18 protein-coding genes are annotated in these 16,849 nt (G+C 74.8%); 14 read left to right on the forward strand and 4 right to left on the reverse strand.

Annotated elements, in window-relative coordinates:
• Positions 1-123: 123 nt before the first annotated feature.
• The 8 genes from GXP71_RS06560 to GXP71_RS06595 all read left to right on the forward strand — a co-directional run bounded on the left by GXP71_RS06560 (position 124) and on the right by GXP71_RS06595 (position 6,565).
• Entirely contained in the window at positions 124-708 is a 585-nt protein-coding gene (locus GXP71_RS06560; RefSeq protein ID WP_162352002.1) for a CDP-alcohol phosphatidyltransferase family protein, read from the forward strand.
• Positions 705-1,694 (forward strand): DUF881 domain-containing protein, encoded by a 990-nt coding sequence (locus GXP71_RS06565; RefSeq protein ID WP_162352003.1) that lies wholly within the window; start codon positions 705-707, stop codon positions 1,692-1,694. Before GXP71_RS06560 ends, GXP71_RS06565 begins: the two co-directional genes overlap by 4 nt.
• Positions 1,691-2,023 carry a small basic family protein gene (locus tag GXP71_RS06570; protein WP_124343430.1) on the forward strand — a complete coding sequence of 111 codons (333 nt, stop codon included), beginning with the start codon at positions 1,691-1,693 and terminating at the stop codon, positions 2,021-2,023. Before GXP71_RS06565 ends, GXP71_RS06570 begins: the two co-directional genes overlap by 4 nt.
• A gap of 13 nt (positions 2,024-2,036) precedes the next feature.
• The gene (locus GXP71_RS06575) at positions 2,037-3,815 is read left to right on the forward strand and encodes a DUF881 domain-containing protein (RefSeq protein WP_162352004.1); all 1,779 of its coding nucleotides are present in this window, start codon (positions 2,037-2,039) and stop codon (positions 3,813-3,815) included.
• 115 nt (positions 3,816-3,930) lie between these two features.
• Positions 3,931-4,416: an FHA domain-containing protein gene (locus GXP71_RS06580; RefSeq protein ID WP_162352005.1), complete on the forward strand. Its 486-nt coding sequence runs from the start codon at positions 3,931-3,933 to the stop codon at positions 4,414-4,416.
• A 40-nt stretch (positions 4,417-4,456) separates the two neighbouring features.
• Entirely contained in the window at positions 4,457-5,224 is a 768-nt protein-coding gene (locus GXP71_RS06585; protein WP_162352006.1) for a MerR family transcriptional regulator, read from the forward strand.
• 83 nt (positions 5,225-5,307) lie between these two features.
• Complete coding sequence (locus GXP71_RS06590; protein ID WP_162352007.1) at positions 5,308-5,802, forward strand: bifunctional nuclease family protein; 495 nt, start codon at positions 5,308-5,310, stop codon at positions 5,800-5,802.
• Positions 5,803-5,971: 169 nt separating this feature from the next.
• Entirely contained in the window at positions 5,972-6,565 is a 594-nt protein-coding gene (locus GXP71_RS06595; protein ID WP_162352008.1) for a MerR family transcriptional regulator, read from the forward strand.
• Between the two features lie 73 nt (positions 6,566-6,638).
• Here GXP71_RS06595 and GXP71_RS06600 read toward each other — a convergent pair whose 3' ends face one another.
• On the reverse strand, positions 6,639-7,406 hold the full coding sequence (locus GXP71_RS06600) for a ParA family protein (RefSeq protein ID WP_162352009.1): 768 nt from the start codon (positions 7,404-7,406) through the stop codon (positions 6,639-6,641).
• Between the two features lie 184 nt (positions 7,407-7,590).
• Between GXP71_RS06600 and GXP71_RS06605 the strand changes: the two genes are divergently transcribed.
• The 5 genes from GXP71_RS06605 to GXP71_RS06625 all read left to right on the forward strand — a co-directional run bounded on the left by GXP71_RS06605 (position 7,591) and on the right by GXP71_RS06625 (position 12,631).
• Positions 7,591-8,235 carry an MBL fold metallo-hydrolase gene (locus tag GXP71_RS06605; RefSeq protein ID WP_162352010.1) on the forward strand — a complete coding sequence of 215 codons (645 nt, stop codon included), beginning with the start codon at positions 7,591-7,593 and terminating at the stop codon, positions 8,233-8,235.
• An 81-nt stretch (positions 8,236-8,316) separates the two neighbouring features.
• Complete coding sequence (locus tag GXP71_RS20105) at positions 8,317-8,457, forward strand: hypothetical protein (RefSeq protein ID WP_168678017.1); 141 nt, start codon at positions 8,317-8,319, stop codon at positions 8,455-8,457.
• A 152-nt stretch (positions 8,458-8,609) separates the two neighbouring features.
• Complete coding sequence (locus GXP71_RS06610) at positions 8,610-9,110, forward strand: GNAT family N-acetyltransferase (RefSeq protein ID WP_162352011.1); 501 nt, start codon at positions 8,610-8,612, stop codon at positions 9,108-9,110.
• 1,142 nt (positions 9,111-10,252) lie between these two features.
• Complete coding sequence (locus tag GXP71_RS20640) at positions 10,253-11,956, forward strand: heme-degrading domain-containing protein (RefSeq protein ID WP_370520993.1); 1,704 nt, start codon at positions 10,253-10,255, stop codon at positions 11,954-11,956.
• 93 nt (positions 11,957-12,049) lie between these two features.
• Entirely contained in the window at positions 12,050-12,631 is a 582-nt protein-coding gene (locus GXP71_RS06625) for a hypothetical protein (RefSeq protein WP_124341445.1), read from the forward strand.
• A 126-nt stretch (positions 12,632-12,757) separates the two neighbouring features.
• Here the strand turns inward: GXP71_RS06625 and GXP71_RS06630 are convergent, their stop codons facing one another.
• Positions 12,758-13,705 (reverse strand): aldo/keto reductase, encoded by a 948-nt coding sequence (locus GXP71_RS06630; RefSeq protein ID WP_162354239.1) that lies wholly within the window; start codon positions 13,703-13,705, stop codon positions 12,758-12,760.
• 220 nt (positions 13,706-13,925) lie between these two features.
• Here GXP71_RS06630 and GXP71_RS06635 point away from each other — a divergent pair, with 220 nt between their 5' ends.
• Positions 13,926-14,270 carry an RNA polymerase-binding protein RbpA gene (locus tag GXP71_RS06635; RefSeq protein WP_013771102.1) on the forward strand — a complete coding sequence of 115 codons (345 nt, stop codon included), beginning with the start codon at positions 13,926-13,928 and terminating at the stop codon, positions 14,268-14,270.
• Between the two features lie 27 nt (positions 14,271-14,297).
• Here GXP71_RS06635 and GXP71_RS06640 read toward each other — a convergent pair whose 3' ends face one another.
• Both GXP71_RS06640 and lnt read right to left on the reverse strand, forming a co-directional pair.
• Positions 14,298-15,086, reverse strand: a complete 789-nt coding sequence (locus GXP71_RS06640; RefSeq protein WP_162352012.1) for a polyprenol monophosphomannose synthase — start codon at positions 15,084-15,086, stop codon at positions 14,298-14,300.
• Positions 15,083-16,672, reverse strand: coding sequence for an apolipoprotein N-acyltransferase (lnt, locus tag GXP71_RS06645; RefSeq protein WP_238402665.1), 1,590 nt, complete (start codon positions 16,670-16,672; stop codon positions 15,083-15,085). Before lnt ends, GXP71_RS06640 begins: the two co-directional genes overlap by 4 nt.
• Between the last annotated feature and the right edge of the window lie 177 nt (positions 16,673-16,849).

Consider the following 16,849-nt stretch of genomic DNA (forward strand, 5'->3'; position numbering starts at 1 on the left):
GCACGGGCCCGACGACCGGCCGGGCGGACGGCTCCGACGCGCGGGCGCGGACGGGGGAGCAGGTCGGCGGGGGCGAGCGCCGTAGGATCGTCGCCGCAAGCACCGAGAGCGACGGGGGAGGCAGTGAGCCAGAACGAGCTCGTCACACCCCGCGTGCTGACGGTGCCCAACCTCGTGAGCTTCGTCCGCCTGCTGCTGGTGCCGGTGTTCGGCTGGCTCATCGCGACCGGCCACGACGGCTGGGCGGTCGTCGTGCTCGCGGTGTCGGGCGCGTCCGACTGGCTCGACGGCGTGCTCGCCCGGCGGCTCCACCAGGTGTCGCGGCTCGGGCAGCTGCTCGACCCCGCGGCCGACCGCCTCTTCATCCTCGTCACGCTCGTCGGTCTCGTCTGGCGCGGCGCCGTGCCGTGGTGGCTGCTCGTCGTCCTCGTCGCACGCGACGTGCTGCTCGCGGGAGTCTTCCTGCGTCTCGCCCGGGCCGGCTGGGGCCCGCTGCCGGTGCACATGGCCGGCAAGGCCGGCACGTTCGCCCTGCTGTACGCGTTCCCGCTGCTGCTGCTCGGCCAGTGGGCGGCGCCGCTCGGGCCCGTCGCGTCGGTGCTCGGGTGGGCCTGCGCGCTGTGGGGCGTCGGCCTCTACTGGTTCGCGGGTGGGCTCTACGTCGTGCAGGCGCGCGACCTGCTGCGCGGCGGGACGGCCACGGCATGACCTCGCGGCACGGCGACGCGGTCCCGCGGCCCGCCCCCGACGCGTCGATGACGCTCCTCAACGAGGTGTACCGGCGCCCGCTCGACCCCGGATACGCCGCCGCCGCGGAGGGCCGGCGCACCGGCACCCGCCCGCCGCGCACCCGCCGCGGTGCCGCGCTGCTCCTCGTGCTCGGCGTCCTGCTGGGCCTCGGGACGGTCACCGCCGCCGTGTCGCTGCGGACCCCGCCGCCGTCCGTGGTCGCCGCCCGGAACCTGCTGCAGAACCAGATCGAGCAGCACGACGCAGAGGCCGAGGCGCTCGAGGCCGACATCACCGCGCTCAGCGACGAGGTGCGCGCGCTCCAGGAGGCCGCGCTCGACGACGTCGACCCCGCCCTGGCCGCGGAGCTCGAGGCGAGCCAGATCGCGTCCGGCGTCGTGCCGGTCACGGGCGCCGGACTGCGGATCGTCCTCACCGACGCGCCCGTCGACCCGGAGAGCGGCGAGGAGGACCCGTCGTCGCGGGTGCAGGACTTCGACCTCCAGGTGCTCGTCAACGGTCTCTGGGCGTCCGGGGCCGAGGCGGTCGCGATCAACGGCGAGCGGCTCACCACGACCTCCGCGATCCGCAGCTCGGGCCCGGTCGTCCGTGTGGACCTCGTGCCCCTCGTCAGCCCCTACGTGGTCGAGGCCGTCGGCGACCCGGTCGCGATGCAGACCGAGATCGCCCGCAGCTCCGCGGGCCAGCTCCTCGCGACCCTGCGCAACACCTACGGCATCGGCGTCGACACGTCGTCGCAGACCACGCTCGAGCTGCCCGGCACCGGGCAGGTGAAGCTGCACGACGCGACCGTGCCGGAGGAGTCGCGCCTGACCCCGCCGACCCCGTCGACCACGACCGACGAGCCCCTCGGGACGCCGGACGCGGGTGCGTCGACGGAGGGTGCGGACGGGGCGGCGGGTGTGGCAGGGTCGGCACGTCATCCGGGGAGGGAACGTACGTGATCGCAGTGATCGGGCTCGTCGTCGGGGTCGTCGTGGGCCTCGTGCTGCAGCCCACCGTCCCCCCCGAGCTGCAGCCGTACCTGCCGATCGCGGTCGTCGCCGCGCTCGACGCCCTGTTCGGCGGCCTGCGCGCGATGCTCGACGGCATCTTCGACGACCGGGTCTTCCTCACGTCGTTCCTTTCGAACGTCGTCGTCGCCGCGCTCATCGTGTTCCTCGGGGACCAGCTCGGCGTCGGGTCGCAGCTGTCCACCGCGGTCGTCGTCGTCCTCGGCATCCGGATCTTCTCGAACGCCGCCTCGATCCGCCGGCACCTGTTCAAGGCATGAGCGACGCCCGCGCATGAGCGACCAGCACCCCGACCGTCCCGACGACGCGCCCGCCGACCCGCGGGGCGTCGACCTTCCCGGCCTCGACCTGCCGAGCGTGGACCCGCAGGACGCCGACCCGACCGCGGGCGCCTCGCCGACCGCGGGCGAGCCGCCCCGCGACGCCCGTGCCGAGGAGCCCGCGGCGCCGGGCGACGACGACCTCGTGGACTCCGCCCCGCCGGCCGAGGCCGAGGTGCCCGCCGACGTCCACGACCGTCCGGCAGGTGACGCGCACGACGTGATGGCGGCCGACCGGGCCGACGAGCTCCTGACGACCGGCGAGCTCCTGACGAACGGACCGGTGCGCGACGCCGTCGACGCACCCCCCGCCGACGTGGACCCGTCCGACCCGTCCGACCCGTCCGAGCCGGCCACGCCGGACGTTCTGCCGGACGACCGGCAGGGTGTCTCCGCACCGGGTGATGTCGCCGGCCTCGACGGCGGTGTACCGCTCGACGCCGTCCACGTCGACGACGACGCGCTCGTCCGCCCGCTCGACGCGCCGCTCGCGCACGTGCTCGGCAAGGACGCGGACGACCTGTCCGTACTCGCGGCACCGGCCGACGCCACGGACGCCGACCTGCCCGCCGGGGCGCGCGACGACGGGGCGCGCGACGACGGGGCGCGGGCCGACGGGTCGGACGCGGGACCGTCGACCGGCGCGTGGGACGGGCACGTCTCCGCGGACGACGACCTCGTCGCACGCGGCGCCGAGCACCCGTCGACCGGCGGACGGGACACGCACGTGCCCGCCGACGGCCCCGCGCGCCACGCGGACACGGACCTGTCGACCCCGGCGTCGGACGCACACGTGCCGACCGACGCGCCCCTGCCCACCGAGGAGCCCCTGCCCACCGACGGCCGCGCCCTGACGAACGCCGACCAGCACGTCCCGGACCCGGGACCGGTCGACGAGGCGGGCACCGCCGACGTCCCTGCGGACGCGACCCCGCCCGTGGTGCCGACAGCCCCGGCCGCCGGCGCCGTCCCGGCGGCACCGGTCCCCGCGGCCACGGCCGCCGCGCCCCGCAGCGGGTGGTCGGTCCTCGGCCGCGCCCTGCAGCCCCGCGTCAACCGTGCGCAGGTCCTCGCGGGCGTGCTGTGCGCGCTGCTCGGGTTCGCGCTCGCCGTGCAGATCCGGCAGACCAGCGACCTCAGCCTCTCGGGCATGCGTCAGGCGGACCTGGTCCGCATCCTCGACGAGGCGACCACCCGCGGCGACTCCCTCGAGCGCGAACGCGCCGACCTGCTGGACGAGCGCGACGAGCTGCTGTCGGGCTCCGACACCCGGCAGGCCGCGCTCGACGCGTTGCGCCGCAGCGCCGAGACGCAGGGCATCCTCGCGGGTCGTCTGCCGGCGGAGGGCCGTGGCGTGGTCGTCACGGTCAGCGACGGCGGCGCGCAGGTCAAGCCGGTGACGATGCTCAACATGCTCGAGGAGCTGCGCAACGCGGGCGCCGAGGCGATGCAGCTCAACGACCTGCGGATCACCGCGAGCAGCGCGTTCACCGGGACGGCGGGAGCGGTCCAGCTCGACGGTGCGACGCTGACGCCGCCGTACGTCTGGAAGGCCATCGGCGACCCCGACACGATCGCGACGGCGCTGCAGATGCCGGGCGGTGCGTTCGCCGAGGTGCGCAACAACGGCGGCAACGCGTCGGTCGAGCAGCAGGACCTCGTGGAGGTCAGCGCGATCCGCGTCGTGCCGGACCCCGTGCACGCGACTCCGGTGCCCCCGGCAGCGGGCTGACCCGCGCGTCCAGGCGATCCGTGCTGCGACGACGCGCCGGCTCCGCATAGGGTGTGCGTGACCCCACCGAGGACGGTGCCGGGTGATCGGACGAGCAGGGCGCGCGGGAGGCGGAATGAGCGGCGACGAGCAGGCCCCTGGGGTCCCTGGACCGCAGACGGGTCGGCCCGCGTACGGTCCGGACACGACGATGTCGTTCGGCGCGCTCGAGCCCGTCGAGATCGAGGCCGCCGCGCCGGTCGGGCTGACGCCCGACGAGGTCGCCGCGGTCAACGCCCTCCCGCCGACGTCGGCGCTCCTCGTGATGCAGCGGGGGCCGAGCGCGGGTGCGCGGTTCCTGCTGGACGCGGACCGCACGGTCGCCGGTCGCTCGACGGAGGCGGACATCTTCCTCGACGACGTGACGGTGTCCCGCAAGCACGCCGAGTTCGTGCGCGACGGGCAGCAGTTCGTCGTGCGGGACATCGGCTCGCTCAACGGCACCTACGTCAACCGGTCGCGCATCGACCAGGCCGTGCTGCGCTCGGGCGACGAGGTGCAGATCGGCAAGTACCGCATGACGTTCCACCCCAGCCCGCACCGCGAGGTCGCTCGCGGGTGAGCGCCGTCCTGGTCAGCACGGGTCCGTGGGGGAGGGGCGCATGAGCGGCGCGCAGGCGCAGCGCACGGAGCAGGACGATCGGGCCGTCGCACGCCCGGGGGCGACCGAGCCGTGGCCGCGAGGGATCTCCCGACGCGCGTCGATGCGGATCTCCGACGTCCTGGCCGCGCTGCGCATCGAGTTCCCGGCCGTCACGACGTCCAAGCTGCGGTTCCTCGAGGAGCAGGGCCTCGTCGAGCCGGTCCGCACGCCGGCGGGCTACCGGCAGTACTCGCCGGCCGACATCGAGCGGCTCCGCTTCGTCCTGCGGCAGCAGCGCGACAAGTACATGCCGCTCAAGGTGATCGGCGAGCGGCTCGCTGCGCTGGACGCGGGCGAGGAGGAGGAGACCGCACCCCGCGCTCGCCTCGCGACGCGCGACGGCGTCGTGCAGTCGGGTGAGGTGCGCTGGACGGTCGAGACCCTCGCCACCGAGGCGGACGTCGACGTCGCCTTCGTCGAGGAGCTCGTCCAGGCCGGCGTGCTGCGTCCGCGCGGACGCTCGTCGTTCGACCCGTGGGCGCGCGACGTGGTCGTCGCGGCCGCCGCGCTGGCGGAGCACGGCATCGACGCCCGCCACCTGCGGCAGTTCCGCACCGCCGCCGACCGTCAGGCGGACCTCGTCGAGCAGGTCGTCGCACCCTGGCGGGGTCGACGTGGCGCCTCCGCGGCGGCGCGCGCGGGCACCGTGGCCGCCGAGGTGGGTGAGCTCTGCACGCAGATGCACACCGCGCTCGTGCGGGCCGCGGTCGCCGACCTGACCCCCTGAGCATCCACCCGGCCGTCTCGTCGGCGGGACGCGCCGATCCGCCGCCGACGTCGTACGTTGGACGTGTGGGCGAGGACGGCGGGATGGTGCAGGTGGAGGTCGTCGGGGTGCGTCAGCACCTGGCTGACGACGAGATCGTCGTGCTGCTGCTCGACCCGGAGTCCGAGCTGCTGGTCCCGATCCTCATCGGCCCGACGGAGGCGAGCGCGATCGCGTCGGCGCAGGCCGGGATCGTGCCGCCCCGCCCGATGACGCACGACCTGCTGCGGGACGTCATCGTCGCGGCGGGCTCGAGCGTCGAGCACGTCGAGATCACCCGGCTGGAGGAGGGCGTCTTCCACGCCGAGCTCGTGCTGGCGACCGGACCACGCGTCGACTCGCGTGCGTCGGACGCGATCGCGGTCGCGCTGCGGTTCGGCTGCCCCGTGATGTGCGCGGCCGAGGTGGTCGCCGTCGCGGGTGTCGAGGTGCGGACCACGAGCACCGAGCAGGATCTCGAGCGGTTCCGGAGGTTCCTCGACGTGGTGACGCCGGACGACTTCTCGACGGGGGAGGAGCCCGGCGAGAGTGGGCGTTAGGGGCCGCCGACGTGCGCGAACGGGTGAACCTTCGACCTCAGGTAGAAGGTGAGACTCGCCGGGCGCGACACGCCAGGGCGGGGCGTCGTTGCATCGGGGTGACCACAGGCCTAGCGTTGCAGGCATTCGAGGACCAGCGCGCCGTCGGGCGGGCGAAAGTGGAGGACCCGTGAGCAGCAACGAGAGCGCCGAGCAGCACCCCACCGCGGTGCCGCAGCGCGCGCAGGGCCTGCTGTTCGACGACGACCTGCCCGATCTCGACACCTACTCCGGGTACCGCGGCCCGACGGCCTGCCGCGCCGCCGGCATCACCTACCGGCAGCTCGACTACTGGGCACGCACCGGGCTGGTCGAGCCGTCGATCCGCCCCGCGACCGGCTCCGGCACGCAGCGGCTCTACAGCTTCCGCGACATCCTCGTACTCAAGGTCGTCAAGCGACTGCTCGACACGGGCGTCTCGCTCCAGCAGATCCGCACCGCGGTCGGCCACCTGCGTGAGCGTGGCGTCGACGACCTCGCGCAGATCACGCTCATGTCCGACGGCGCCTCGGTGTACGAGTGCACGTCGGCCGACGAGGTCATCGACCTCGTCCAGGGCGGGCAGGGCGTGTTCGGGATCGCCGTCGGACGTGTCTGGCGCGAGGTCGAGGGTTCGCTCGCCGAGCTGCCGACCGAGCGCGCCGAGGACGAGGCGGTCGACGACACCGCGCCGGCGCCTCACGACGAGCTCGCGCTGCGTCGGCAGGCGCGCTCCGCAGGCTGACACACACTCTCCGCGACGCCCTCCACGCGTGCGTGGAGGGCGTCGTCGTGCTCCGGGACGGGCCTGCGGGTCGTCAGCGGCGCGGCGCGCGCATCGCGCGGTCCAGCAGCGTCTCGAACGTCGTCGCGAGCTCGGCTGCCGCGGCTCCGGGCCAGGCGTGCACGGGCTGGGCCGCGCCCTGCGCCTGCTGGAGCGCCGCACGCTCGGGCACGAACGGCGAGAGGACCAGCGGCCCGTACAGCGTGCGCAGCTCCTCCATGCGGAAGGCCTGCTCGACCGAGCGCGCCCGCACCCGGTTGACGACGATGCCGAGCGGCTGCAGCTGCGCGGCCGGGCCGCGGCGCAGCTCGTCGATCGTCCGCATCGCACGGCCCACCGCCATCACGGCGAACAGCCCCGGCTCGGTCACCACGAGCGCGCGGTCGCACGCCGTCAGGCCCGTGCGCGTGAGCGCGCCGAGCGAGGGCGGGCAGTCGATCAGCACCAGGTCGTAGCCCGAGACCCAGGAGAGCGCGAACCGCAGGCGGTCGACGTCGCTCTCGTCGAGGCGGTCGTGCGCCGCGGAGCGCTCGGAGCCGGCCAGGACGTCGAGGCCGTCGTCGGCCCACGTGCTCAGGAGGGTCGCGGCGGCCACCGAGTCGGCGCCCGGCTCGCTCAGCACACCCGCGACGTCGCCGGTCCCTGCCGCCCGAGCCCCGAGCGCCATGGTGGCGTCGCCCTGCGGGTCCAGGTCGATGACGAGCGTGCGCACGCCCCGCTCGAGCGCCGCCGACGCGAGGCCGAGCGTCACCGACGTCTTGCCCACGCCACCCTTGAGACTGCACACCCCGAGCACCAGCACGGCGCCCACGGTACGGGCACGGCGGGTCTCCGAGGAAACCGGCACCTCCCGTCGACGGGGTGATCGCCGCGGCCGACCGTGGTCCGCGTCCGCCCGTGTCGTCGCCGCGCCGCGGGCACGTCGACCGCGGCGGACCACGGCGCGCTGACCTGCGGTGACGACGCACCGCAGGCAGACTGGGTCCATGACGACCCGACTGACCCGATGGGGACACTCGTGCGTGCGGCTGGAGCGCGACGGGGCGAGCCTCGTCATCGACCCCGGCAGCTTCTCCGACCTCGACGCGGCGCTCTCGGGGGCGCCGGCGGTGCTCGTGACCCACGAGCACGTCGACCACCTGGACGTGGCGCGCGTGGCCGACGCGGTCGGGCAGGGACTCGAGGTGTGGGGACCCCAGGCTGCGCTCGACGCGCTCGTCGGCGCGGGCGCCCCGCAGGACCGGCTCCACGCCGTCCAGGACGGCGACACCGTCTCCGTCGGCCCGTTCGACGTCCTCGTGCTGGGGGAGTGGCACGCCCTCATCCACGCCGACGTGCCGCGCGTCGCGAACGTCGCGTACCTCGTGGACGGGGTGCTGCACCCCGGTGACGCGCTCGTCGACCCCGCAGGGCACGACGTCGAGGTGCTGCTCGCACCGCTCGCCGCGCCGTGGCTCAAGCTCGCGGAGCTCGTCGACTGGGTGCGTGCCGTGCGACCCGCGCGGATCGCCGTCATCCATGACGCGCAGCTGAGCGACGTCGGTCGCGGGCTGTCCCGCACGCTGCTGGGGCGCCTCGGCGGTGCGGGCGACGCCGTCGACCTCGCGAACGGCGAGTCGCTCGACGTCTGACGGCCTTCCAGGACCACCCCCGCCCGCCGTACGGTGGGCGTCCACCTCGACCCGCCCAGCCGGGACCACGAAGGAGGCAGCGTGACGCAGCCCGTGGGGCACGACGTGCCCGAGCTCGAGTTCGACGAGACCGTCCCGCCGCGCCCGGAGGAGGAGATCGCCGACGTCGCGCGGTCCGTCCCGGACCCCGAAGGTCACGGAGGCACGCTTCCGGCGCCCTGACGAGCACCACCGCGGGGCACCGTCGACCGGCCAGGGCGCACGGACCGACCGGTGCGCGTCCTGCCAGCGCCGTGAACCGACCGAGGGGCGACGCGCCCCGGTTCACGGGCGGCCTGACGTGCGCGTGCGTCGGCGTGAGGCATGCTGGTCGCGTGCAGATCCACCGCGCCACCGAAGACGACTGGGCCCTCGTGCGGGACGTGCGTCTGCGGGCCTTGCGGGAGAGCCCCGAGGTGTTCGGCTCGTCCCTGGCGCGCGAGGAGTCGTTCCGCGAGTCGCACTGGCGCATGCGCGTCCGGACCGGCCCGACCTGGGTCGCGGTCGACGAGGAGCAGGTCGGCCGTGGGCTCGTGTCGATGATCCAGGAGCCCGGGTCGCCCGTGGACGACCGGCACCTCGTCGCGCTGTGGGTCGCCCCGGAGTCGCGACGACAGGGGATCGCCTGGTCGCTGCTCGACGCGGTGCGCGCCGCTGCCGTGGCGGACGGTGCACGCACGCTCTCGCTGTGGATCCTCGACGGCAACAACGCGGCGGGGGACCTGTACGTGCGCGCCGGCTTCGCCCGGACGGGGGAGCGGCAGCCGCTGCCGCGGGACCCGTCGCTGGTCGAGGAGCGCTGGGTGCGCGAGCTGGACGAACCGCAGCTTCGCTGACCGGGACCGTCGCGGTGCGCGGCCCGGCAGGGGCGCGACCAACCACCGGCGGCGGGCAGGCACGGGCGGAAGAGGCTCCGAGCCGGAGCACCCCGTTCTGCCATAGTTGCCGCCCAGGGCGGGACTCAGGCGGAGGGGACCCGTCAGGGGGCCCTCGCGCCACCGGCGTCCGAGGCCGACGCTCTTCGCCGTCGCGAGCCGACCCCGTGGACGCACGGCCGCGTCGGGCGACCGCGACAACGGCGTGCGCGCGGGGATCCACGTGCCGCCGGCACGGCCGCGACTGATCGTCCGGCAGCGGCCTGCCAGCGGCGGCCCCGGACGCGTGGGCTGGTCGCTCGGCGGTGTCCTGCGGGCAGCAGCGTGGTGCGCGGCACCGATTCCTCTTCGCCGACGGCGCGCAGGCGCCTGTGGCGTGGCGATCGTCAGGGCAGCAGCGTGGTGCGCGGCACCGATTCCTCTTCGCCGACGGCGCGCAGGCGCCTGTGGCGTGGCGATCGTCAGGGCGAACGTCTCGTTCCTCGCGGTGCTGACGTTGCGAGGGCCAGACGCACGCCGACAGCGTCACCGAGGCGATCACGCCCGCGTGTGCGTCGGCAGCACCGCCTGCGCGATCACGCAGGCGACGGCGCGCACTGCGGAAAGGGCTCACGGGCTGACGTGCCGCCGAGCGTGAGCGAGCCCCGACCGGCCCCGCTCGGCTGGTTTTCGACCATAGCCGGAACTTTGGCAGAACCAGGGATGGGGCTCCTCGCACCGCTCGCCGAGCGCACCTCGTGTCCCGAGGGCCTGTGCTGCTCAGCTCGACGACGCACACCGCCCGCGACGGCGGCCGTCGGGTGGCCGTGCGCTCCGTCCGTCGGCGTACGCGTTCCCGGTCCTGGTCGCCGCACCGGGCGTCGTCGGCGCCCTCGGCGGCGACCAGACGGTTCGACGCCCGACCCGCAAGCCGGCCCGTCGGACCTTCACGTGCGCCTGCGCCGGCCGAGACCCGCAGCTCGCTGCGAGATTCCGGCCGACCACTCACAGGTCCCGAAGCCGCCGCTCTCCGCTCGCCGGCGCCGCCCCACCCCGATCGGAACTTTGGCAGAACTCCGGCGCGTCCCCCGTCGCCCTGGGGTCTCGGCCCGTACGGTCGGGACATGGCCGTGCCCCTCGCCTCCGTCGTCGAGCCGTTCCTCACCGACCGCGCCACCCTCACGCGACGCGGTCTCACCGACGGCTCGCGTGCGGGCTACCGCCAGGACGTCGCGACGTGGGCGCGTCAGATCGCGCAGGACGTCGGCCGTCTCACGGGCGAGGGCGAGGACCCGCTCGCGCTGCTCACGTCGGACGACCTCACAGAGCTGAACGTCAAGAACGCCTACCGGTCGATCCGCGGGCGTGAGGCCGCGTCGACCGTGCAGCGCCGGGTGGGCACGCTCCGTCTGTTCGTGCGGTGGCTCCAGATGGAGGGGTACCTCGCCGTCGACCCGACGCTCCGCATCGAGGCCCCCGAGCGACCGGTGCGCCTCCCCGCCGGATGGGACGACGCGGAGCTCCTGCGGCTCGCGAAGGTCGCGTGGGACGTCTCCCCCGGCGACAGCCGCCGCTGGCCGGCCCGCGACCGCGCGGCGTTCGCGCTGCTGTCGACGACGGGCGTCCGCGCGTCCGAGCTGTGCAGCCTGACGGACCGGTCGCTGCGCGTCGAGGAGGACGGCGAGGCCGTGCTCACCGTCATCGGCAAGGGCAACCGGCAGCGGAACGTGCCGGTCCCCCCGGAGGCGCTCCGCGTCGTGCAGGAGTACGTCGCGGAGCGGGACGACCGGTTCGGCCAGCCCGAGCACGGCGCTCCCCTGCTGCGTCTGTCGTCGGGCCGGCCGTTGCAGCGGGGCGCGCTCAACCACCTCGTCGACGGATGGATCCGCCGCTCGGGCGTGTCCAAGCAGGAGGGCGAGGCCGCGCACGGCTTCCGGCACACGTTCGCGAAGGGGCTCATCCGCTCGGGCGTGCCGGCTCCCGCCGTGCAGGCGCTCCTGGGCCACGAGGACCTGAAGACCACCGGCATCTACGTGAAGGCCACCGCGGCGGACGTCAGGGACGCCGTGCTCGTCTCGCCGTCGCGACGCGTGCTGCGCGAGGTCGGCGCGGCCGACGTGCCGGCCCCGTCCGTGCCGGCCCGTCCGTGCCGGCCCCGTCCGTGCCGGCCCCGTCCGTGCCGGCCCCGTCCGTGCCGGCCCCGTCCGTGCCGGCCCCGTCCGTGCCGGCCCCGTCCGTGCCGGCACAGTCCGTGCCGGCCGCGTCCGTGCCGTCCTGATGGGCGCCGTCCTGATCCCGGCCGGCCGTGCGCGTGCCGCCGCGTGGACTGCTCCGGCGTGCGCGACGATGGCGGCATGACCACCGAGGACGTCCGTGCCACGATCGCCGAGGTCGAGCAGCAGGAGCGCGAGCTCGTGCTCTCGTCGTTCACGAACGACGAGGCGTGGCGGCTCGGCTGCCTGCTCGTGGAGCTCGCCGAGGAGCGCGACCTGGCGGTGACGATCGACATCCGGCGCGGCACGCAGCAGCTCTTCCACGCGGCGCGCACGGGCACGACGCCCGACAACGACTCCTGGGTGGAGCGCAAGGTGCGCGTGGTCGAGCGGTTCGGCGCGTCGTCCTACCTCGTGGGGCTGCGCGCGAAGGAGCGCGGCACCACGTTCGCCGAGCAGCACGACCTGCCGCTCCAGCAGTACGCCGCGCACGGCGGTGCGTTCCCGGTGCGGGTGCACGGCGTCGGACCGGTCGGCGTCGTCACGGTGTCCGGGCTCCCGCAGGCGGACGACCACGCGCTCGTGGTGGAGGCGCTGCGCGCGTTCCTCGCCTGACGAGCCGTCCACAGCCCGCGTCCGGGGGCGCCGCTCCCCCGGATGGGCTTCGTGCCCCGGGGCGACGTCGCCGCGCGGACGACGCTGAGGGCTATGACCGACGACCCGCACGACCTCGTCTGGGAGCCCGACCGCGAACCCGGCGATCATGAGCCACGCACCGGCCTTCCCGAGCCGGGCGCCCCGACGCACGACCCCGACTCACGCCTGCACGCCGACGACTGGTCCGACGTGCCGTGGCTGCTCGACCCCGCCCTCCCGGGCGACGGCGGGCTCCCTCGCGTGCCCACCCGGCCGCTGCGGGAGCGCGACGACGTCCTGGACCTGCTCCTGCGGCTCGTCGGACCGGAGCGCGCGGGCCCGCCCGCGCTGTGGTTCGTCCTGCTCGACGCCGACGACCGGTGCCTGCCCGTCGTGCTGCCGCTGGCGGAGGTCCCGCTCACCGCGTCGCCCGGTGTCGCCGCGCACGTCATGCACGTGCTCGCGTCGGTGCTCGACCGCGACGCGCCGGGCGGGTCGGTGCTCGTCGGGCTCGTGCGCGCGTCCGGCGGGGACCGCGGCACGTTCGAGACGTCGTGGGCACCCGTCCTGCGCGACGCGGCGGACGAGCACGGCGCCCGCATCCGCGCGGTCGCCGCGATCGGTGCGAGCCGGGCCCGCGTGATCGAGTGGTGAGCGGCGCCCGCGTGATCGAGTGGTGAGCCGCGCGGGTCGCCGCGATCGGAGCGAGCCGCGCCGCGTGCTCGACCGGTGGTCGAGTGGTGAGCGGCGCCGCATCGGATGGCAGGCGCCACGGCGTCGTCAGGCCGGGCCGGGTGCGACCTCGTCGATCGCGGCCAGCTGCTCGAGCTCCGGCTCCCACAGGATGCTGGCGACGTTCGCGCGCAGCTGCTCGGGGGTGCGGGCGCCCGCGATGACGCTCGTGACGGCGGGCTGCGCCGCGAGCCCGCCCAGCGCGAGGGTCGGCAGGTCGATCCCCCAGTCCGCGGCGAGGCCGGCGAGGGCCTCGATGCGGTCGAAGTCCGCGGCGGCCAGCCGCTGCGGCATGCGCGTGAGGCGGCTGCCCTCCGGCGCCTCGGCACCGCGCCGGTACTTCCCGGTCAGCAGCCCGGAGGCGAGCGGGACGTACGGGATCAGGCCGACGCCGGTGCGCTCGAGCGCCGGGACGAGCTCCGCCTCGGCACCGCGGTCCAGCAGGTTGTAGCGGTTCTGCGCCGACACGAACGGCGACGTGTGCGTCGTGCGCGCGGTCCAGTCCGCGTCGACGACCTGCCAGGCCGCGAAGTTGGACGACCCGACGTAGAGCACCTTGCCCTCGGTGACGAGCTCGTCGAGCGCCGCGAGCGTCTCCGCGATCGGGGTGACCGGGTCGGGTGCGTGCAGCTGGTACAGGTCGATGCGGTCGGTGCCGAGCCGCTGCAGCGACCCCTCGACGGCACGACGCACGTACCGCCGTGAGCCGCGCGCGCCCCAGTCGGTGCCGTGGAGACCTCCGACGTCCATACCGAACTTCGTCGCGACCACGACGTCGTCCCGTCGCCCGCGCAGCGCTGCACCCAGGAGCTCCTCGCTCTGCCCCGGGCTGCCGCCGTAGACGTCCGCGGTGTCGAAGAACGTGATCCCGGCGTCCAGGGCGGCGTCGACGAGCGGCCCCACCCCTTCCGGCGGTAGCGTCGCCCCGAACGTGTTGCAGCCGAGCCCGGCGACGGAGACGGTCAGCCCGCTGGCCCCGAGCCGGCGGAAGGACATGGGCGGCGGGGAGGTCGTCGTCACCCGCAGCACTCTACGTCCCGGTCAGGCAGCGGCCACTCAGCAGAAGAACCGGGTCGCTCGGGTGTGCACCCTCCCCCTTTCGGCGGCGGCCGTTCACCAGACCTTCACGGCTGGCTGGAACACGGAGAGGTCCCCCGCCGTTGACAACGGTGGAAGTTCTCACTCGACGGCCGGAACCCGGCACGGAGGTCCCCTGATGGCAAACCGGTCCCTGCGCGGCATGCGCATCGGGTCCCACAGCATGGAGACGGATGAGGGCGTCGACTTCGCCCCCCGCCTCCAGGCGCACTACGACTGCCCCAACGGGCACACCATCATCCTGCCGTTCTCGGTCGAGGCCGATGTCCCGGTGGTGTGGGAGTGCCGTTGCGGCGCGGAGGCGCTGCTGCGGGACGCGTCCAAGCCCGAGGCGAAGGCGGGCAAGCCCGCCCGTACCCACTGGGACATGCTGCTCGAGCGCCGCACCATCGGCGAGCTCGAGGAGCTCCTCGACGAGCGCCTGGGTCTCCTGCGCGCCGGGAAGCTGCGCCGCAGCGCCTGACGCCCCGCGCTGAGGCACGCCCCCGCCTCAGCGGACCCGCGCGCTCCGCGTCCTGCCGAACGCTCCCGCCACCCGGCGGGAGCGTTCGCGCATCCCCCACCGGGTGACGCTGAGCAGCGCCTCGACGACGATCGCGCGGCTCATCTTCGAGCGACCGACCTCGCGCTCCACGAACGTGATCGGCACCTCGACGACGCGCGCGCCGGCGCGCACCGCGCGCCAGGCCATGTCGACCTGGAAGCAGTAGCCCTGCGACGCGACCTCCCCGAGCGGCAGCGACCGCAGCAGGTCGGCGCGGTAGGCCCGGAATCCGCCGGTCGCGTCACGCAGCGGGATGCCCAGCACGAGCCGTGTGTAGGTGTTGCCGCCCAGCGAGAGCACCTTGCGGTGCGCCGGCCAGTTCACGACGCTCCCGCCCGGCACCCACCGGCTGCCGAGCACCAGGTCGGCGTCGGCCGTCGCCGCCAGCAGCCGCGGCAGGTCCTGCGCGCGGTGCGACCCGTCCGCGTCCATCTCGACCACGAGGTCGTAGTCACGCGCGAGTGCCCACCCGAACCCGGCGACGTACGCGGTGCCGAGGCCGAGCTTGCCGGACCGGTGCAGGACCGCGAGCGACCGGGTCGCCTCGGGCGAGGCGCCCTCGTCGGCGGCGATCTTCTCCGCGAGCTCGCCGGTCCCGTCGGGCGACCCGTCGTCGACCACCAGCACGTCGGCCGTCGGGACGTGCTCTCGCAGCCGCTCGAGGACCACAGGGATGTTCTCGCGCTCGTCGTACGTCGGGATCACGACGAGCACACGTGCCGCGCTGGGGTTCATGCCGCGCTCTCTTCTCGGTCCGGACGGGGCACGCGGCGGGCGCCGAAGGCTCCGGCGACCACCATGCACACCGCGAGGGCGTCGACGACGAGGCCGGGCCAGGGGCCGAGCGCCGTCGCCGGTGTCCAGGTGGTGCGCAGGGGCAGGTCCGCGACCATCTGCTCGGCGGTGAACAGACCGGTCTGCTGGCTCACGGACCCGTCCGGACCGATCACCGCGCTCACGCCGACGGTCGAGATCTGCACCGTCGCGCGGCCGTGCTCGACGGCCCGCAGCCGCGACATCGCGAGCTGCTGGGTCGACTCGTCGCTCCGGCCGAAGGACGCGTTGTTCGTCTGGACGACGAGCACCTCTCCCCCGGCGCGCACCGCGTCCCGGACCAGCGAATCGTAGGCGACCTCGAAGCAGATGACGTCACCGATGCCCACGGTGCGGCCCAGACGCTCCGACTCGAGCGGCACGTAGCCCGGACGGTCGCCCGGCAGCATGTCGCGCGTGACCGTGTCGACTGCGGACGAGAAGTTCCGGACGAACGAGCGCATCGGGATGTACTCGGCGAACGGCGCGGGGTGCTGCTTGGTGTACGTGGCGACGACGCCCTCGTCGGGCACCCACAGGACCGCGGTGTTGTAGCGGCCGCCCTCGGGCGGGTACTCGACGGTCCCGACGAGCATGGGGGCGCCCACGGCGCTCGCGGCGGAGTCGATGAGGTCGGCGGCGCGCTCGTCGATCTGCGGGTCGATGTCGGTGCCGTTCTCGGGCCAGAGCACGAGGTCGAGCTCGCCGGGCTGCACCTGGTCGAGCAGCGCGAGCGTCCCGGTGACGTGGTTGCCGAGGACCGCGGACCGCTGCCCGAACGCGTCGAGGCCGGTCCCGGGCACGTTGCCCTGCACGGCGCCGACGCGCAGCTGGCCGGCCTGGGCGGCGGTCGCGAGCGGCACGAGGAGCCCGGCGACCGCGACGGACGCGGCGAGCGCGACAGCCCCGAGCGCGCGCAGCACGCGTCCGCGGGCGACGGTGACCGCGCCGCGGGCGAGCAGGACGCCGACCGCTGCGACGAGTGCGGAGACCAGGGGCGTGCCGCCCCACGACGCGAACGCGACGAGCGGCGAGTCGGCCTGCGAGAACGCGAGCCGTCCCCACGGGAAGCCGCCGAACGGCCACGTCGAGCGCAGGTCCTCGGCCGCGACCCACAGCACGGTGAACACGACGACCTGGAGCCCGCCGTTGCGCCAGACGGCCTCGCCTCGTCGTGCCCACGCCCACGCGGCACCGAAGAGCGCGACGTAGGACGCCTCGAGCACGGTGAGCGCGAGCCACGGCACGAGCCCGACCGCGTCGTTCGCCCAGGTGATGAGCGGGCCGAAGAACGCGATGCCCCAGACGAAGCCGACGAGGGCGTTCCAGCGCGCGGAGTCCCGCCGCATCGCGAGGTAAAGGAGCGCCATGCCGAGGAACGCCGCGGGCCACCAGCCGGGGGCGGGGAACGCCGCGCGTGTGACCAGGCCGCTGATCAGGGCGAGGCCGACCGCCCACCAGCGGGAGGGTTCACGGACGAGCACCGCGCAAGAGTACGACAGCAGCATGTGCGGACCGTCGGGACCGGCGTCCTGGAAGCGTTCCCGACCGACCGGCCCGCGTGTCCTTCGTACCGGTCGGCGCGCACGGCGCGACCGTTGTCTGTTGAACACGCGGGCCCGGTCGGAACCCTGGGATCCGACCACCGGCCTCGTCGGGGCCCGCCGCTCCGACTGCTGCGTCGG

The organism is Cellulomonas sp. H30R-01, from assembly GCF_010119915.1.
In the GTDB taxonomy this organism is placed as follows: domain Bacteria; phylum Actinomycetota; class Actinomycetes; order Actinomycetales; family Cellulomonadaceae; genus Cellulomonas; species Cellulomonas algicola.